The organism is Campylobacter concisus, from assembly GCA_002092835.1.
Classification (GTDB): Bacteria; Campylobacterota; Campylobacteria; order Campylobacterales; family Campylobacteraceae; genus Campylobacter_A; species Campylobacter_A concisus_K.
Genome location: LVWL01000018.1, coordinates 469,948 through 487,998, shown reverse-complemented (window position 1 = coordinate 487,998; position 18,051 = coordinate 469,948). Strand labels below are relative to the sequence as shown.

16 protein-coding genes and 3 pseudogenes are annotated in these 18,051 nt (G+C 36.2%); 5 read left to right on the top strand and 14 right to left on the bottom strand.

Annotated elements, in window-relative coordinates; translation table 11 throughout:
- Positions 1-23: 23 nt before the first annotated feature.
- Genes A3835_04290 through A3835_04280 form a run of 3 tightly spaced genes read right to left on the bottom strand, consistent with a single transcriptional unit; the run spans position 24 to position 1,814 of the window.
- Positions 24-512 carry a chemotaxis protein gene (locus A3835_04290; protein ID ORI08737.1) on the bottom strand — a complete coding sequence of 163 codons (489 nt, stop codon included), beginning with the start codon at positions 510-512 and terminating at the stop codon, positions 24-26.
- Entirely contained in the window at positions 505-951 is a 447-nt protein-coding gene (locus tag A3835_04285) for a purine-nucleoside phosphorylase (GenBank protein ORI08736.1), read from the bottom strand. Before A3835_04285 ends, A3835_04290 begins: the two co-directional genes overlap by 8 nt.
- Positions 948-1,814, bottom strand: coding sequence for a D-amino acid aminotransferase (locus A3835_04280; protein ID ORI08735.1), 867 nt, complete (start codon positions 1,812-1,814; stop codon positions 948-950). The genes A3835_04285 and A3835_04280 overlap by 4 nt, the downstream gene beginning before the upstream one ends.
- 103 nt (positions 1,815-1,917) lie before the next feature.
- Between A3835_04280 and A3835_04275 the strand changes: the two are divergent.
- Positions 1,918-2,420 (top strand): annotated as a pseudogene (locus tag A3835_04275) (hypothetical protein).
- A gap of 134 nt (positions 2,421-2,554) precedes the next feature.
- On the opposite strand, the gene A3835_04270 reads toward A3835_04275, so the two are convergent.
- Positions 2,555-2,848, bottom strand: coding sequence for a hypothetical protein (locus A3835_04270; protein ID ORI08734.1), 294 nt, complete (start codon positions 2,846-2,848; stop codon positions 2,555-2,557).
- 2 nt (positions 2,849-2,850) lie between these two features.
- Complete coding sequence (locus tag A3835_04265; GenBank protein ID ORI08733.1) at positions 2,851-3,774, bottom strand: 16S rRNA (cytosine(1402)-N(4))-methyltransferase; 924 nt, start codon at positions 3,772-3,774, stop codon at positions 2,851-2,853.
- Positions 3,775-3,901: 127 nt separating this feature from the next.
- Here A3835_04265 and A3835_04260 point away from each other — a divergent pair, with 127 nt between their 5' ends.
- From A3835_04260 to A3835_04245, 4 genes are all read left to right on the top strand, one after another.
- Positions 3,902-4,489 carry a hypothetical protein gene (locus A3835_04260; GenBank protein ID ORI08732.1) on the top strand — a complete coding sequence of 196 codons (588 nt, stop codon included), beginning with the start codon at positions 3,902-3,904 and terminating at the stop codon, positions 4,487-4,489.
- Positions 4,490-4,628: 139 nt separating this feature from the next.
- Positions 4,629-6,086, top strand: a complete 1,458-nt coding sequence (locus A3835_04255; GenBank protein ID ORI08731.1) for a peptidylprolyl isomerase — start codon at positions 4,629-4,631, stop codon at positions 6,084-6,086.
- 6 nt (positions 6,087-6,092) lie between these two features.
- Positions 6,093-7,520: a cell division protein FtsA gene (locus tag A3835_04250; protein ORI08730.1), complete on the top strand. Its 1,428-nt coding sequence runs from the start codon at positions 6,093-6,095 to the stop codon at positions 7,518-7,520.
- Between the two features lie 14 nt (positions 7,521-7,534).
- The gene (locus A3835_04245; protein ORI08729.1) at positions 7,535-8,674 is read left to right on the top strand and encodes a cell division protein FtsZ; all 1,140 of its coding nucleotides are present in this window, start codon (positions 7,535-7,537) and stop codon (positions 8,672-8,674) included.
- Between the two features lie 90 nt (positions 8,675-8,764).
- Here the strand turns inward: A3835_04245 and A3835_04240 are convergent, their stop codons facing one another.
- The 9 genes and pseudogenes from A3835_04240 to A3835_04200 all read right to left on the bottom strand — a co-directional run bounded on the left by A3835_04240 (position 8,765) and on the right by A3835_04200 (position 17,905).
- Entirely contained in the window at positions 8,765-9,058 is a 294-nt protein-coding gene (locus tag A3835_04240) for a DNA methyltransferase (GenBank protein ORI08728.1), read from the bottom strand.
- Positions 9,059-9,061: 3 nt separating this feature from the next.
- A complete protein-coding gene (locus A3835_04235) occupies positions 9,062-10,252 on the bottom strand; it encodes a peptidase M50 (GenBank protein ORI08727.1) in 1,191 nt (396 codons plus the stop codon).
- Position 10,253: 1 nt separating this feature from the next.
- Entirely contained in the window at positions 10,254-10,592 is a 339-nt protein-coding gene (locus A3835_04230; protein ORI08726.1) for a hypothetical protein, read from the bottom strand.
- 73 nt (positions 10,593-10,665) lie between these two features.
- On the bottom strand, positions 10,666-11,706 hold the full coding sequence (locus A3835_04225; GenBank protein ID ORI08725.1) for a peptide methionine sulfoxide reductase: 1,041 nt from the start codon (positions 11,704-11,706) through the stop codon (positions 10,666-10,668).
- A gap of 80 nt (positions 11,707-11,786) precedes the next feature.
- Positions 11,787-13,319: a bifunctional phosphoribosylaminoimidazolecarboxamide formyltransferase/inosine monophosphate cyclohydrolase gene (locus tag A3835_04220; GenBank protein ORI08724.1), complete on the bottom strand. Its 1,533-nt coding sequence runs from the start codon at positions 13,317-13,319 to the stop codon at positions 11,787-11,789.
- Positions 13,320-13,349: 30 nt separating this feature from the next.
- Positions 13,350-13,916, bottom strand: coding sequence for a hypothetical protein (locus A3835_04215; GenBank protein ORI08723.1), 567 nt, complete (start codon positions 13,914-13,916; stop codon positions 13,350-13,352).
- The gene (locus A3835_04210; GenBank protein ORI08722.1) at positions 13,917-14,651 is read right to left on the bottom strand and encodes a molecular chaperone DjlA; all 735 of its coding nucleotides are present in this window, start codon (positions 14,649-14,651) and stop codon (positions 13,917-13,919) included.
- Between the two features lies 1 nt (position 14,652).
- Positions 14,653-15,713: pseudogene (locus A3835_04205) on the bottom strand (hypothetical protein).
- A gap of 3 nt (positions 15,714-15,716) precedes the next feature.
- Positions 15,717-17,905 (bottom strand): annotated as a pseudogene (locus A3835_04200) (phosphoribosylformylglycinamidine synthase II).
- Between the last annotated feature and the right edge of the window lie 146 nt (positions 17,906-18,051).

Here is an 18,051-nt window from a genome sequence, read left to right as displayed (position 1 = left end):
TAAAAATATACTTTTTTTCAAATTTATTCCTTATCCTTAAAAATAGCTTCGACAATCAAAACAAAAATATAAAACATCTTTTCATCGTTGTTTTTACAAATTTGCTTCATCGTCTCATTCTCACTTTTTACTTTTATGTCATTTGATCTTAAAATTTCTACAATATCAGAGCCAAATTTCTTCGAAAGATAGCCCACTCTTACATCATTTAGAGCGTTTAAAAATCTAGTAGTGTTACAATCCATCTGCACTGGCTTGTGATTTAAAATATTTTTAAACTCAAGGCTTAGCTTCTTTAACTTTTTCTTCTTAACATAACTATGAACAATCGTCAAGACAACCAAACTAAAGCCAAAGAAAATGTGCAAATTTAGCGAATTTGCACTCATCTCCCCATTTAAGAAAAGAGCGCCGCTCATAAAAAGACCGATCACACAGATAAAAAGCAACAACAAGATGATGTACTTAAAAATCACCTCAAGTATAATGTTGTCTTTTAGCCTATCAAACATCAAACCCTACTATCTCATCTTCGCTGTAAACTAAAATTTCATTTTCTTTTAGCAGTTTTGCTGTGATGCCATCGCCTAAAATAAGCCTCTTACTAAAGCTTCCGTCATAAATTTGCCCACTTCCACAACTTGGACTTTTTGATTTTAAAATAGCCTTTTTGCAGCCATTTAGTTTGGCTATCTTTAGGCAAATTTCTGCTCCATTTTTGAAATTTTCACTCACATCTTTGCCTGAAAATTTACAAACAACCACACCATTTTTCATCTCAGCCGGTTCCCTCGGCGTGCTAAGTCCACCGTAAACTTCAGGACAAACAAAAAGCAGATGATATCTCTTTGAGATTTCATCTAAAATGGCTCTATCCAAGAGATTATTTTCGCCGTTAAATTTACAATTTATGCCGACTAGGCAAGCACTTATTAAGATTTTTTCTCTCAAAGCCCGGCTTCTTTTAAAAGTTCACCAGCATAAATTTCACGAAGTTTGCTTGAAATTTCTCCTACTTTTGCACCGTTTATCGCCTTGCCATCAGCATAAACAACTGGTAAGAGTATGAGCGTCGCAGCCGAGATAAAGACTTCATCAGCACTATAAACTTCATCCATGCTAAATTTTCGCTCCTCTATCTTAAGGCCAATATCTTTAGCAATCTTTAAAAGTCTCATGCGACGAATGCCTGGTAAAATTTCATTTGAAAGTGGTTTTGTGATTAAAGTTTTATCCTTGATGATAAAAGCACTTGAGCTGCAACCCTCTGTGACAAAGCCATTTTCCACCATAAAGCCCTCATCTGCACCTTTTTTGTGAGCTTCATTTTTAGCGTAGCACTGAGCCAGAAGTGAGATAGACTTGATGTCACGCCTTTTCCATCTGATATCCTCGACACTCACGACTTTTATGCCAGTTTTTGCAGCAGGATTGTTTAAAATTTCACTCTGGTAACAGAAAATAAAGACACTTGGTGTTAAATTTTCTATGAAATAGAAATTTCTAAACGCCACGCCTCTTGTTACTTGCATGTAAATTCCGCCCTCTTTTAAGGCATTCTTGGAGATTATCTCGTTTAAGATCGCTTCAAATTTTTCCTTTTCGTAGGGCAAACTTATATCTATTTCATTTAAGCTTCTTTCAAATCTCGCCCAAAATCCATCTTTATCAACCATTTTTGAATTTATCACAGGCACAACCTCATAAATTCCATCACCAAATATAAATCCTCTATCAAAAGCACTAACTTTTGCTTCATCTTTTTGCAAAAATTCTCCGTTTAAAAAGACGGTTTGCAAAGCTTGATCTGCCATTTTAGCTCCTTAAATTTTGGGCAAATTGTATCTAATTTTGTTTGAATTTATAGATTCTTAGATATAATGAACCAAAATTTCAAAGGTAAAAAGTCTATAAAAAATGCAAGAAACTTTAAAAGATAGAATCATAAAAAACGTTTTTTTTGTTTCAAAACAGCCAGTTTTATTCAGGGATCTACTTGAAGCAAATGCCCTTTTTAACGAGGTATGCTAATAGACGGAGCAAAGTTAAATTTTAGATTTAATCACATCAAGCTCTATCAGATTTACGCACTTATCTGTTTTGTCATTTTATTTCCATTGTTAATCATCACGCATCATTTTTTAGCAAAAACTGATGCACACATATCGATAATAGCGACTGCTGTCGTCACTTCGGCCGTTTTCATTGGCTTTGATATGTTTAAAGTTTGGGCAAGAAGAGAGATAAGCCACAATCTTATCAAGAAAGCTTGGAGTGTGCATTTTCCTTATTTTAGCTATGAAAAATACTCAAGCAAGGTCGAAGAAATTTATAATACTGCTATAAAAAATGACATATCAAAAAAAGATTTAGAACAATATATATATGAAAAGCTAATCTCTCAAAAAGAAAGTAATTAGTTAAGTTAAGCTAGGCTTTGTTTATTGAGCTAATTTTATTTTTGTGCAGTTGTATACAAAATGGCTATATTATTTGCCAATATAATTGAATCGCCAAAATTTAGATGAGAATAAATAAAAATTTCAATGTTCAGTTATTTCCATTGACGCTCTTGCATATTATTTAAAATTTGATTTTTATAACGTAAATTTTCAAGTTTTATATTAAGAGCTCTATTTTCCTCTAAAAGCATATCTCGTTTACCACTGATGTCAGCTATATCTCTACTTATATAATAAATTTGATTTGCTATGTAAATTTTTGGCAAAAATATAGCTAGAGCTATAAAAACAGCTAAATAGACCATCACTAATGTCTTAAAGCTTAAATTTACCTCACGTTTTTGCTCCTCGTCGTGAAGCGTTAGTAGCTCTTCTTTTTCTTGCATCTTTATCCTTTTATCTTAAAAACCCGCAGTTTTGCGCTCTTACTTCGCGAGTTTATCTTTAGCTCACTGCTACTTGCTGTTAGTGGCTTTTTGGTTAAAATTTCGCCCAGCTCGTGGTTATTTCCACACTCACATCGGTAGATGCCTGGCGGGCAGATACAGCTGTTTGCCCACTTTTTGAAGCGCTCTTTTACGATCCTATCTTCAAGTGAGTGAAATGTTATGATCGCCACCAAGCAATCTTTAAAACCGCCCTTTTCTATACTATCAAGCAAATTTGTTAGCTCATCTAGCTCGCCATTTACCTCTATTCTGATCGCCTGAAAAGCCAGTATCGCAGGGCTAACACCGCGCCCTTTTATCTGGGCTGTGCCTATTATATTTGCAAGCTCTTTTGCGCTTGTTATCTTGCCTAAATTTCTAGCATTTATTATCTTATTTGCGACCCCAGTAGCGTTTTTTAGCTCGCCATAATCCCTAAAAATCCTAACTAACTCATCAAATGAGTAGCCATTTACCACGTCATAGGCGCTAAATCCTCGCTCTTTATCCATGCGCATATCAAGCGTGCTTGAGCCAATGCTAAAGCCCCTATCATCTTTATCTATTTGTAAAGAGCTAACACCAATGTCAGCTAAAATCCCTCTAACATTTGAAATTTTATCGCTACTAAGTTTGCTAATGAGCTCAGAAAAATTGCTCTTATAAATTTTCACTCTGCTACCAAATGGCTCAAGTTTTTTTAGTGAAAAATTTATAGCTTCGTTATCTCTATCACAGGCAATTAAATTTAAATTTTCATTTTGAGATAAAATGGCACTAGAATGCCCAGCATATCCAAGCGTACAATCTATAAAATTTCCATTTAAATTTTTAAAAAAAGATAGAACTTCATCGAGTAAAACACTAATATGTGGACTTTGCAACGCTGCCTCTTTATAGTAAATAGTGTGGAAAATTTATCGAAATTTTACTTAAAAAGCTATCATTACACAAAATTTTACATAAATTTTAAGATAGCTTAAATATAATCACTTAAACGCAGGAGAAAAAATGGAGCTAGAACACTCAATAAATGAGATAAAAACGATATCACTTTCTATGTTTAGAAAGAATTTTTTTGGCGTCTTTCATGGCTCAATTTCGGCAAGAGTCGAAAAAAATCAATTTATAATCAATAAACAAAATGCCATTTTTGATAATTTAAAAGATGATGACTTAACACTTCTTTCATCAAAAAAAGACTATCGCTGGAATGAAGCTAGTCTTGATGCTGATATACACTTAAATATTTATAAAAATATAAATGAGGCAAGATTTGTTTGCTACGCGATGCCACCATACGCAACTGCCTACGCAATGAAACATGAAAAAATTGTACCGAAAGATTATTTTGGGTATATGAGATTTGATAAAATTTCTGTTTATGATCCAAAACAATATGATGACTGGTATGAACGTGCAGAAACTGAAATTTATAGATATATGCTAGAAAAAAACACAAACATTATTATCGTTAAAGGATATGGCATTTATGCCTACAGTAGGAGCCCTCAGCTTCTTGCAAAAGAGATAGCTTTACTTGAGAATAGCTGCAAATTGCTTCATTTAACTAGTAGTTATAGCGATTATAGTATTTAAAAATTTTGCTAACAATACTAAAAAATTGTTAGCAAAATTCTTCACAAAAGTATTTTTAAAGCCCCTATTTTAAGCTTATTTAAGGCAATTTTATATAATATATCATACAAATTTCGTTAGTCTTTTAAAGGAAAATTTAATGTTGTCTTGGATGCAAAAACATAAAAAATACCTTGTTGTTACCATTTGGGTAAGTACAATAGCCTTTGTTGGAGCAGGCTTTGTAGGCTGGGGAGCATATGATTTAAACAGCAATCGAGCCACTTCGGTAGCAAAAGTAGGACACAGAAATATAAGCATTCAAGAACTACAACAAAAATACGATAGTTTGTATCAATACTACAATAACCTTTTTGATGGTAAATTAACGCAAGAAAAGGCTAATGAGTTAGGATTACAAAATGCTGCACTTCAGGCCACAATTCAAGAGAATTTACTATTAAATTTTGCAGACGATATAGGTCTTAGTGTTAGCAAAGATGATATTTTAAAATATATAATCGTTGATCCAACATTTCAAAAAGATGGTGCTTTTGATAAAAATTTATACTATGATATTTTAAGAAGGGCCAGAATAAATCCAACCGATTTTGAAGAAAATTTAAAACTAACAATACTACTTGATAAACTTAGAACTATTTTAAATTTACCAGCCAGTAAAGAAGACATTGCAATGATGGAAGCAAGCTTTTTTATGCAAGACAAATTAGCAATACAAATAATAAATGCTAATCAAAGTGATATAAAAATAGATGAAAAAGAGCTAAAGGATCTTTGGGAAACAAATAAAAACAACTATATGACAAAGACTATATACGGTCTAGAAACATACTTTATAGAGTCAAATAAAAATGATGTAAATCAAACTACTTTAAGTGACTACTACAACGAAAATAAGGAGAGATATAAAGGCTCTGATGACAAAATCAAATCATTTGATGAAGTAAAGACTGAAGTTATTAAAGACTACAATATTGAGAAAAGTAAGACTGATGCTTTAAAAAAATATACCTCTATCAAAAAAGCCGAGCTTGCAACAAATGAATTTATTAGTATAAATGAAGATAATGCAACATTCTCACTTGATGAAATAAAAGGGGCAAAAGTTGGTGAGGTTATAAAACCATTTACATATAAAGATGGATATTTGATAGTTAGAATAAAAAACATAACTCCTCCACAACCTATGAGTTTTGAACAAGCAAGAGCTATGGTACTTGAAATTTACAAAGATAAAAAGAAAAAAGAAAACTTGACGGCTATGGCAAAAGAGTCTTTACAAAATTTCAAAGGAACTGATATAGGCTTTATCAGTAGAGATATAAATAGCTCTATCTCAGGACTAAATGAAAGTGAAACTAGAGCTTTTGTATCTCAACTTTTTGAAACTAACAATAAAAAAGATTATGTTATATTAGAAGATAAGGCCGTTATATACGATATTTTGGAACAAAGGTTGCTTGTAGATAATATGGATAATAACTATAAGCAAATAACACAGCAAAACGTTACAATGCTTAAAAATAATGAGTTAATAAAAGATTTAACAAACAAACTAAAAAAATACTATGAAATTAAAGAATATATCAAAAGGTAATTTATCTTGAGTACAAAAATTTTAGGTATAGATATCGGCTCTTTTCAGATTTGTGCAGTAATAGCACAACACGATGAAAATGGCATTAAGATAATTGGAATTGGAACTGAAAAAACACAAGGAATAAGAAAAGGTGTTATAACCAATATTGAGCAAGCTGCAAAGTCAATAAAAAATGCATTGATAGAAGCACAAAGAGTTGCAGGAACACGCTATGAAAAAGTCATAGTTTCTATTTCTGGTGCGTATACAAAAAGCGTTGACAGTAGTGGTGTAGTGAATATACCAAATCATGAAATAGGTATAAAAGAGATCGAGCGTGCTATGCAAATGGCCGATCATACAGCTGATATACCTCATGAATATGAAAAATTACATGTTCTTCCTTACAATTTTAAAGTAGATGGACAAGAACATATTGAAGATCCAATAGGTATGAATGGTAGCAGGCTAGAAGTTCAAACACATATTGTTACAGTACAAAAGTCATCTATTAGCAACCTAAGAAAAGCCGTAAATTTAGCAGGTGTTCAACTAGATAACATAGTCCTTTCAGGATATGCTTCTGCGATAGCAACATTAACAAAAGATGAGAAAGAGCTTGGTGCTGCACTTGTTGATATGGGTGGTGCTACTTGTAATCTTGTAGTGCATTCTGGAAATTCTATAAGATACAATGAATTTTTACCTGTTGGCTCAGCAAACATTACAAATGATCTTTCTATGGCTCTGCATACACCTCTTCCAAAGGCAGAAGAGATAAAATTAGGTTATGGTGCTTTAATAAATAAGTCAGTTGATCTAATAGAGCTTCCGATCCTTGGAGATGAAACAAAAAGTCATGAAGTTTCACTAGATATAATATCAAATGTTATATATGCCAGAGCAGAAGAAACCCTTATGGTACTTGCTAAAATGCTAGAAGATAGTGGTTATAAAGATAGCATTGGTGCTGGAATAATACTTACTGGCGGTATGACTAAGTTAGAAGGTATTAGAGATCTTGCATCTGCGATATTTGACAAAATGCCAGTTCGTATAGCAAAACCAAAAGAAATGGATGGATTATTTGAAATTTTAAGAGATCCAGCAAATTCTTGTGCTATAGGGCTTTGTTTGTATGGTGCTGGCAACTTTAGCCCATACGAAATTGATTCTGAGAAAAAAATGAGATACCAAGGGGAAATAGCCTCAAAACCGAAAGCAAATTTTAGAAATGTTTTTGTAGAAGAAGAAAACATACAAAATTTTGGACAAGAGGTGCAGGATCCAAATGAAAAAGAGGATAGTTTTTCTGATAAAGATTTTGAATTAGAGATAGCAAATAAATCAAAAAATAAAGAAGAGCTTGCCAATATTGCAGATATTAGTAAACAAGAAAAAAAGCCAAATGCTTTTGCAAAATTTTGGTATAGTATTACACAATTATTTTAAGGAGAATTTCAAAAATGAGTAGCTTCACAGTAGAAGAAAATAAAAGCATCTATGGTGCAAAGATAAAGGTCGTAGGTGTAGGTGGAGGTGGTGGCAATATGGTCAACCATATAATAAGAGTTAATCCAAATTTAAATATAGATCTTATTGTTGCTAATACAGATGCTAAGGCTCTTGAAAATTCTCTTGCACATACGAAAATTCAACTAGGCGAGAAAACAACAAAAGGTCTAGGTGCAGGTATGAGACCTGAAATAGGAAAAGCTGCTGCTGAAGAAAGCTACGATGAAGTAAAAAGTGCACTTGAGACGTCAGATATAGTTTTCATTGGTACAGGACTTGGTGGTGGAACTGGTACAGGCGCAGCTCCAGTAGTTGCTCAAGCTGCAAAAGATATTGGTGCACTAACAGTTGCAGTTGTTACTATGCCTTTTATGTTTGAAGGAAAAAAACGTAGAAAACTGGCTGATTGTGGCCTTGAAGAACTTAGAAAAGAAAGCGATTCTATTGTTGTCATTCCAAACGATAAGCTCTTAACACTAATTGATAAAAATGCTGGCATAAAAGAAAGCTTTGAAATGGTCGATGAAGTACTTGCAAGAGCCGTTAATGGCATGAGTACGATCGTGCTTGATTCAGGAAAAAGCGACATAAATCTAGACTTTGCTGATGTTAGAACGATTATGAGCCATAGAGGACTAGCTTTAATGGGTGTTGGCGAAGCAAGTGGCGAAGATGCAGCACAAGAAGCTATAAAAAATGCTATACAATCACCACTTCTTGATAATATGACAATAAATGGCGCATTTGGTATTTTAGTTCATTTTAGAATAAGCCCTAGTTGCCCACTAGCTGATATCAATAATGCGATGAGCATTATTCATGAGGCAGCAGATGAAGATGCTGAAATTATATTTGGTACAACAACTGATGACAAAATAGAAGACAATAAAGTTGAAGTTACAATAATAGCCACAGGTTTTCAAAGCTCACAAAAAGAAACTGAAAAAAAAGATGAAGTACAAACTTCTAATGCAAACGATATCATAAAAAAAGAGCGTATATTAAGACTTAAAAAAGTTAGTGGTGGATATGACGAAGACTATATGTCACAGCTTGATGTGCCATCATTTATGCGCCATCAAATGGACTAATAAAAAAACAAACTCCTTAAAATTTCTAGAGAGCTTTTGCTCTCTAGCTTATTAAAAATCTACAAACTTTCAAATCTAAAAACTTAAAATTTAAACTCCAAGTTGTGCTTTTACAAAATCGCTTGCCATTTGTATATTCCACTCAGGCTCCCATACAAGGTCGATCTCACACTCTTTGACACCTTCTATATCAAGCACGGCGGTTTCTACCCAGCCAAGTATCATTTCATGTAGCGGGCAAGATTTGGTTGAAAGCGTCATAGTAACCTTTGCTTTGCCATTTTCATCGCAGCTCGCATCGTATATAAGTCCGAGCGAAACGATATCAAAGCCAACTTCTGGATCAACGATATTTGACAGTGCGTTATAAATTTTTTCTTTCATTTTTTATCCTTTAAAACCAGTAAATCTAAAAATATTTATTATATTTATCGATAGCAAAACTATACTAAAAGCTATAAAAATCATACCTACATGTACTAAATTTTCTAGTTCAAAGCAAGTTGAGAAAAGATAGCAAAGAAGTGAGATAGCATTAAAAGCTATACCAAAATAAGCTATCTTTTTTAGTATCATGGCATCAAGAAGTGGCACTTTTACCTTTCCGACAAAAGGTGCTACGTAGTGATACCATATTAGAAATGGTGCGATCTTGTAAAGATGAGCTACGATAAAAGCAAACAAAAAGCCATATATTAAAAAATACGCAGCTAAATTTAATTTGTCTAAAGCTATAAAAACAGCAGCACCAAGCAAAGCCACCAACGAAAGTACGATATTTACATTCCAGTAATCATACGCCTTTCTAACGCGTTTTTTTAAAATATAAAATGCTTGAGCTATAAAAAGTAAAGCCGCTAAACATATTGACAAAACAGACAAATTTTCATTAAAAGCTAGTAAGATACCACCCAAAATATAGCATGCTAGTGAGGCTTTACTAAGTGTAAATTTTAGATCATGAGCTAGTGCAAACATAGGTAAGAGTACACTAGCAGCTCCAAGTATCACAAGAAACACGAATCCCAGTACAAAATAAACGTGAAATTTTAGTGTCATCTCAAAATCAAGCATCAGCGTACCGCTAAGTATCATAAGTAAGCAAAAACCAAGCGTTATTCCAATTATCAAAAAGATAGCTGAAACAAAAAGTGCAAAGGCCGCAAAGCTCTTTTTTTCATTATCCATAAAGCTTAATGCATAAGTCGTAGCAAAAAAAGCAAGCGAGCAAAAAAGCAAAACTCCACTAATTTGTAAAATTTTAGCCTCAGCAAATAGCATCCCGTAGCACATGCCCAGCAACGATAGACAAAAAATAGCCAAATTTAAAATAGCACCTTTTGCGGTAAAAAATGGCTTTTCTAAGATGACTGAGGTTAGCTGATAGAGCGCTCCGATGATAATGCTCATAACAAAGCCAACAAAAAATATATGCAAAAAACCAGCTGTATTTAGTGAGCTGATAGCATCAAAATTTGCATAAAAGAATGCCACCACACTTAATGCTAAAAAGAAAATTCCAGCAATAAAATATCCACCAACTAGCTTAAATGGTGGTGCGTAAGTATTTAAAAGCATCTTAGTGGCAAAGACTCGTATCTACGTCTTCTATGTTTGCACCGTCTTTTAGGCTAAAAATCATCTTTACAGCCCCACCATCTATATCTTCACGCTCTATATCAAAGCTCTTATCTATCTTTGGTATAAGACCAGCTGGAAATTTATGATTTAGCATCATAATTTTTGTATTTTTATCAGCAAATTTAATAGCGATTAATGCATTGACCATTGGCTCTGGCGGCACGCAAGGACGTGAGTCAAAGCCAACAAAATTTACACCATTTTCATTAAATTTATAAAATGGCACGGTTGCACCATCGACATTAAACTGCTCCGCATTTTTGAAAAAATCACTCATTTTTTCTCCTTTTAATTTTGGAGAATTATACTCTGATTAAACTTTTTAAACTATTGATTTGCTTCAACAAAAGCTATTTTACATAAGGTATAAATTCCTCATACCCTAGTCTTGCCATATCTTCAAGCGGTATAAATTTAAGGCTCGCACCGTTTATGCAATATCTTAGCCCGCCCTTATCGCTTGGACCATCATCAAAAACATGCCCAAGGTGCGCGTCACTATTTTGCGACTTAACTTCGACCCTTTTCATCATAAAAGAGTTGTCCTCCTTATATGAAAGAGCTGTTGTCGTGATAGGCTTTGTAAAGCTTGGCCAGCCACATCCTGCATCAAATTTATCTGCGCTTGAGAAAAGTGGCTTTCCACTCGTTATATCTACATAAATGCCTTTTTGATTAAATTTATCATACTCGCTGCTAAATGGCCTCTCGGTCGCTGCTTCTTGCGTCACGGCATACTGCTCGCTACTTAAATTTTTCTTTAGCTCATCTTTACTAAGCGGCTTAAATTTCGCCTCATCGTAAAGTGGTTTATTGGCTAAACCTAGGTCGATGTGACAATATCCAAAAGGATTTTTATCAAGATAGTCTTGATGATACTCTTCGCCTAAGACGAAATTTTTAAGTGGTGCTACCTCAACCACGATCTTATCTTTAAATTTCTTTTGCTCTATTTTCATAAAGCTCTCTATCGTTGGCAGATCACTTTCGCTCACATAGTAAATTCCGCTTCTATACTGCCTACCGACGTCATTGCCTTGTTTATTTAGCGAGGTCGGATCGATTACTCTAAAAAAATGAGCCAAAATTTCAGCTAAAGCGACTCTGTTTTCGTCGTATTTTACATAAAGCGTTTCAGCATGATCGCTCTCATGAAGCTCACGGTAGCTAGTATTTTCGCTCTTGCCATTTGCGTAGCCTACCTTTGTATCCACTACGCCAAATATCTTTTTAAAATATCCCTGCATACCCCAAAAGCAACCACCTGCTAGATAAATTTCTTTCAAATTTTGCCCCGCCATCGTCTGCTCCTTTATAAGCTCATCTTTTGCCATCAAATTTAGACCAAAAAACACTGCCGCCATTAAGATAAATTTTAAGATCTTTTTCATTCTATCTCCTTTCATTTTTAAAAGATTATATGAAAATTAAAGTTATAAAGTGTGAAGAAAGGGGTAAGCGCCCCTAAATTTTAGTGTAAAAAGTGTCTAACGCCAGTGAAGTATAGTGACATGCCATGCTCATCAGCAGCCTCTATCACCTCATCATCTCTGATGCTACCACCTGGCTCAATGACGCATTTTACACCGACCTTACTAGCGATGTCGATACTATCTCTAAATGGGAAGAATGCCTCACTCGCAAGTACGCAACCACTTAGATCGATTTTTAGTTCATTTGCCTTTGCTACAGCGGCACGTGCAGCATCCACACGGCTAGTCATACCCATACCAATAGCTACCATCGCGCCATCTTTTACATAAACCACGCAGTTACTCTTTGTTAGTGCAGCCACTTTCCACGCGATCTGAGCGTCTTTTAGCTCGCTGCCGCTTGCATGTTTTTTGCTCATTTGCTTCATATTTTCAAGCTCTTCATCTTTTACAAAGTCTCTTTCTTGAAATACAAAACCGCCATCAATATGTTTAAAGTCAAATTTATCATCTGCGCGGACTAAAAATTTATTATCTTGAGTGAAAATTTTGATACGTTTTTTAGCTTCAAACACCTTAAGTGCTGCTTCATCAACATTTGCAGCGATGATTACTTCAACGTAAATTTCATTTATCTTTTTAGCAAGCTCCTCATCAAGCGTGCCATTTATCGCGACCACGCCGCCATATGCTGATATAGGATCGCACTTAAGCGCTGCCACGTAGCTCTCTAGCAAAGTATCTTTTACAGCAAAACCACAAGGATTGGCGTGCTTGATGATAGCCACTGCTGGCGCATCCTCAAAGCTAGTTGCAAGCATTAGTGCGCCATTTATATCGGTCATATTATTAAAACTTGCCTCGCCTTTTAGGGCTCTAAAGTTGTTTGAAAAGAAGTAGTTAAACTCGTAAAGCGCCCCTTTTTGGTGAGGATTTTCGCCGTATCTTGTATCAAAAACTTTATTTCCCACGATAAATCTAGCATCGCCAAAACCGCTATTAAATCTATCGTTCATATAGTTTGCGATCGTGCTATCATAGGCCGCTGTGTGCTCGTAAGCTTTTATCATAAGCGATCTTCTAAACTCAAAATCATCGCTCTTTTCTCTTAAGCGCTTTAAAATTTCATCATAATCAAGCACGTTTGTGACGATAAGCACATCTTTAAAATTTTTAGCAGCACTTCTTACCATAGCTGGGCCGCCGATATCGATATTTTCGATGATCTCGGCAAAGTCATCGGTCCTAATGGTAGTCTCTTTAAATGGATATAAATTTACACAAACCAGGTCAATCCCCTCGATGCCATGCTCTTTTGCCTGAGCCACGTGTGTAGCGTCGTCACGTTTGTGCAAAATGCCACCATGTATCTTTGGATGAAGGGTCTTTACCCTACCCTCAAACATCTCAGGCGACGCCGTAAATTCGCTAACTTCAGTAGCTTTGACGCCCTCACTCTTTAAAAGTTTGTAGGTGCCACCAGTTGAAAGTATCTGCCAGCCAAGCTCTTCTAGCCCCTTTGCAAACTCTACAATGCCCTCTTTATCGCTAACGCTAAGCAACGCTCTCATTTTTTCTCCTTTAGATTGATTAATTTTATTTTATTTCTCCACCAAACACATCGCTTTTTCAAGCACAAGCAGCCCCATAGCTGTATCTTTTTTGATATTTTGCTCAGTTATGCTTTCAAGTTTTTTTAAATTTTCATTGCTTGATTTTATTGCAAAGTGGCTATTTTTATTTAAATTTTCTAACTTGCCATAAACGATATCAACACTAAAAGCATATCTTGAAATTTGTCTGCCATTAAAGTAGCTAGAATTTAATACGTTTAAATTTACAGCCTCTTTTTTGCCAAAAGCCTCGCATATAGAGCTTTTTGAGCTAAATTTGACGACCTTTATGCCACCTTCATCTGAAAATATATACTCTTTAAATTCATTTAAATTTTTAGTCTTTACAGCCTTAAAACTACTCTCCATGCCACTATAACTGGCTAGAATAATACTAACACTACTTGTTTTGTTGTAATCGCCTATTTTTTTACCATTTTCAAAAAGTGCGCTATCTTTTAGTTCAAATTTGATCTCATTGCCATTAAGATCGGTCACACTTAGCTCTTTACAAAAGGCAACCGCCGCCAAAAGCAAAATAGCAAATTTTTTCATCTAAACTCCAAATTTTTCTTTCAAACGCCCATAAGCCTCATTTATCTCTTGAAGCTTTTTGGTTGAACTCTCTATAACCTCTTTACTCTCTCCCCTACCCATCAAAATATCAGGATGATACTGTCTAACAAGCTCTTTATAACGAAGCTTTACCTCATCAAAATTTGTACTCTTGCTAAGTCCTAAAACCTCGAATGGATCATTTTTTTCTATACCTGTATTAGAATTTGTTTTAAATCTTGAACTATAAAAATTATCAAATTTTAAGATAATCTCATCAAGTGTATCTTTGTCAATGCCAAATCCATAAGCGATATTTCTAATGACAGCTTGCTCGCTTGCATTAAACTCGCCATCAATATAAGCCAAATTTAGAAAAAATGTGAGTCTAGCGACACATGTATCGTAGTTTAGATTAAACGCACGCTTATAGTTTCTAGCAGTTTCGTAGGCGTTATCTACATTTTCTTTTTGACTATTATAGACCTCTTTTAGGTATTCACGCACACCGCTAACGCCACTAACTTTTTTACTTAGATCATCAAGCACCTGACTAATGAGCCTAGCTTCTAACTCACCTACTCTACCGTCACTCTTAGCCACTTTTGCCAAGAGTGAGACTAAAAATTTGGCCTCATTTACGTTTGCTTGTTTTCTGCGGTTATTGCTTAACTGTACCTTTAGCAGCAAAAATATAGCACCGCCTAGTATCAATAAAAATAAGATACCAGACATGTTACCACAAGTGATAGATGGTATTTTTTATTTTGCCATTTACTAGCTCGTTTTTACGCCAAGAGCTCTCGTCATTCATCACATTCCAGCGACGCTCTTCAGGGCGATAAAACCAGTCCTTATCTATCTGATAGTAAATTTGCTTGCCATTTGTTTCAATAATATTTGCGATATTGTTATCGTGGTAGCTATTTTCATCATAGTCAGTAAAAGCTCGCTGTCCCATCTCAGAGTAAAGTAGCGTTAGCTCTTGAAGCATCTCGTTTAGATCATCATCCATCTTTTTTACATGAGGCCGATCTCGTGCGCCTCCCTAAAGAGGATTGGATATTCATGAGCTGGGTAGTCGCCATTTAGTCTTTCAGAAATTTCTGCGATCTTTTTATCGTCCTCAATGTGATACCTAAGAAGCTCGGTACAAATTTTAAGAGATAGCGAGCTAGCACGATCAACCGCACCAAATACTAGCGGATGGATATACTCATAAAGTGAGTTATAAGGGTTTGTATCGTTTGGCCTATCTTTATCTTGCTCTTTCCAAAGCTTGACCACACGACTAAGTTCATCCATCGAAACGCTCACAAGCTCATTGCCTTTGTTTGTCGGACTAAGCTCGTGTTTGAGTGAAGTATCAACAGGCGTTAGATAGGCAAGTGGCCCCATGACGATCTCATTTGCACCAAGTGCCATCATAGTAGCAGCTGAGGCGCAGTTTGCAGGTATTAAGGCTATTAAATTTTTGCAGTAATTTCTAAGCGTAGTGATGATCCTAAGAGCGGCAATACCACTTCCGCCGTCACTTTTTATAAAAAGATAAGCAGTATCTATCTTTTTACCCTTTAAAATTTCATACATAGCACTCGCATCGTTTCCGCAAACACTACCAGCGTTTGAATTATAGTAAGTTATCAAAGTAGTGTTTAGTCTTTTTTCGATTGATTTTATTAAATTTTGTGTCTTACTAAAAAGTACTGGCGGCTTTGCTACGCCTCGTTTTTCAACTTGTTCTGCTTCCTTTTGCTCATTTTCAGCCTCAGCGACCTTGCCCTTTTTCAAAGCCATTTTTTAATCCTCTTTTCTAACGATTTTTGCAAACTCATTTAGATAAATTTCTTTTATCTCATCCATGCTCTCATTAATATCATTTAGTTTAAATCTTCTGCCGCCACTAACGCCGATCTTTTCAAATTTCACACCAAATTTAGCAGCAAGCGCTTCAAATCTAACCTCGTCTTTCACGCCCACAACTGCTCTTGAAAAGCTCTCGTCAAAGATAAAATTTGACTCTTTAAATTTCGCCTCGCAGTTTACGCCGATATTTGAAATACTAGCCATTTTTGCTAGCGTAATAGCAAGACCGCCTACACCTACGCTATTTGCAAACTCTAAAATTTGCTCTTTATTTGCCTCTATCACTAGGTCCCAAAGGGCTCGCTCAGTTTTATAATCAACCTCTTTTAGCTTGCCACCAACCACATCAAATAGTGCCTTTGCATAAAGTGAAGCAGCAAATTCACCACTTGTCTCGCCAAGAAGGTAGATCGCTATGCCCTCGCTTAAAAATGTACTTTTTAAGCTTAAATTTGCATCTTCGTTTACGCCAACTGTGACGATGGCCGGCGTTGGATAGACGCTAACGCCGTCAGTGTCGTTATAAAGGCTCACGTTGCCACTAACAACTGGCGTATTTAGCTCACGGCAAGCCTCTTTTATGCCTTCACATCCCTCTTTGAACTGCCACATAACCTCTGGATTTTGCGGGTTGCCGTAGTTTAGGCAGTCAGTGATCGCAAGTGGGACAGCACCGCTCATCGCCACCTTTCTACCAGCTGCAGCAACTGCTCTTGCAGCGCCGATTTTTGGATCAACGAAATTTGCTCTAGGATCGCACTGCGCAGCCATAGAGACGGCCTTTTTAGTGCCTTTTACTCTGATGCTTGCAGCGCCTAAGTGACCTGGCTGTTTTATCGTATTTGTCTGGATATTTGCGTCGTATTGGTCGTAGATAAAGCTTTTATTTAGCACCTCTGGCTCTTTTAAAAGCTTAAAAAATGCAGTTTTGTTATCAATATTATTTGAGATTTTTAAATTTGCTATCTCATCAAGGTATTTTGGACGTGCAACTGGGCGATCAAGCACCGGAGCTGCCTCGCTAAGTGGTCCGATAGGAATTTCACCTGCAAGCTCGCCATGCCAGTAAAGCTGCATTACGCCACTACTTGTGACCTCACCGATGATCTCAGCGTCAAGGTCCCACTTTCTAAAAATTTCAAGTACCTTTTGCTCATAGCCTTTTTTGGCGCATATTAGCATACGCTCTTGAGACTCGCTTAGCATTAGCTCATAAGGCGTCATGCCAACTTCGCGCATCGGTACGCGCTCTAGATACATCTTCATGCCGCTGCCACTTCTGCCAGCCATCTCAAAGCTAGAGCTAGTTAGTCCTGCTGCGCCCATATCTTGGATGCCGATGATGTAGTCTTTTTTAAAGAGCTCCAAGCAAGCTCCATGAGCAGCTTCTCGGCAAATGGATCACCTACTTGCACCGTTGGACGGAGTGATTTGTTCTCGTCGTTAAAGCTATCACTAGCCATCACAGCACCACCAAGTCCGTCTCTGCCGGTCTTTGAGCCCACGTAAATGACTGGGTTGCCCACACCTTCAGCCTTGCCGTAGAAAATTTCATCACTTTTGCAAAGACCAAGCGCAAAAGCGTTGATTAGGATGTTGCCATTAAAGCTAGGATCAAATGTAGTCTCGCCGCCAACTGTTGGGATACCCATGCAGTTGCCGTAGTGACCGATGCCAGCGACACTTCCTTTTAGTAGATATCTATGCTTTTTGGCCAGCTCGCCATCGCCTCTTATCTCGCCAAAACGAAGTGAGTTCATGTTTGCAACGACTCTTGCACCCATCGTAAAGACATCTCTTAAAATTCCACCAACGCCAGTTGCAGCGCCCTGAAACGGCTCGATAAAGCTTGGATGGTTGTGACTCTCCATCTTAAACACAGCAGCAACCCCGTCTCCAACGTCGATGACGCCGGCATTTTCACCAGGTCCTTGGATGACCCAAGGCGCCTTTGTCGGAAAGCCGTTTAGGTATTTTTTGCTTGATTTGTAGCTGCAGTGCTCGCTCCACATCGCTGAAAATATGCCAAGCTCTAGTAAATTTGGCTCGCGTCCTAAAATTTTTAAGATCTCCTCATACTCTTCGTCGCTGATTTTATGTGCTTGTATGGTAGCTTTATCCATTGATGTAACCTTTTAAGAATTTTAAGCCATTTTACAATCTTGCTTATAAAAAGTTACTAAAAAGCCTTTTGAAATTTAGTAGAATAAAGCATTATTGAGAGAAATTTGCCTACTTTGATAAGGCCTTTTTATATTAGCATTTTAAA

Excerpts from the sequence above, each read along its gene's own strand:
- A3835_04215 (ORI08723.1), bottom strand. The coding sequence starts at position 13,916 with ATGAAAAAATTTGCTATTTTGCTTTTGGCGGCGGTTGCCTTTTGTAAA.
- A3835_04220 (ORI08724.1), bottom strand. The coding sequence starts at position 13,319 with ATGAGAGCGTTGCTTAGCGTTAGCGATAAAGAGGGCATTGTAGAGTTT.
- A3835_04225 (ORI08725.1), bottom strand. The coding sequence starts at position 11,706 with ATGAAAAAGATCTTAAAATTTATCTTAATGGCGGCAGTGTTTTTTGGT.
- A3835_04230 (ORI08726.1), bottom strand. The coding sequence starts at position 10,592 with ATGAGTGATTTTTTCAAAAATGCGGAGCAGTTTAATGTCGATGGTGCA.
- A3835_04280 (ORI08735.1), bottom strand. The coding sequence starts at position 1,814 with ATGGCAGATCAAGCTTTGCAAACCGTCTTTTTAAACGGAGAATTTTTG.
- A3835_04270 (ORI08734.1), bottom strand. The coding sequence starts at position 2,848 with ATGCAAGAAAAAGAAGAGCTACTAACGCTTCACGACGAGGAGCAAAAA.
- A3835_04210 (ORI08722.1), bottom strand. The coding sequence starts at position 14,651 with ATGTCTGGTATCTTATTTTTATTGATACTAGGCGGTGCTATATTTTTG.
- A3835_04290 (ORI08737.1), bottom strand. The coding sequence starts at position 512 with ATGTTTGATAGGCTAAAAGACAACATTATACTTGAGGTGATTTTTAAG.
- A3835_04260 (ORI08732.1), top strand. The coding sequence starts at position 3,902 with ATGGAGCTAGAACACTCAATAAATGAGATAAAAACGATATCACTTTCT.
- A3835_04255 (ORI08731.1), top strand. The coding sequence starts at position 4,629 with ATGTTGTCTTGGATGCAAAAACATAAAAAATACCTTGTTGTTACCATT.
- A3835_04245 (ORI08729.1), top strand. The coding sequence starts at position 7,535 with ATGAGTAGCTTCACAGTAGAAGAAAATAAAAGCATCTATGGTGCAAAG.
- A3835_04240 (ORI08728.1), bottom strand. The coding sequence starts at position 9,058 with ATGAAAGAAAAAATTTATAACGCACTGTCAAATATCGTTGATCCAGAA.
- A3835_04235 (ORI08727.1), bottom strand. The coding sequence starts at position 10,252 with ATGCTTTTAAATACTTACGCACCACCATTTAAGCTAGTTGGTGGATAT.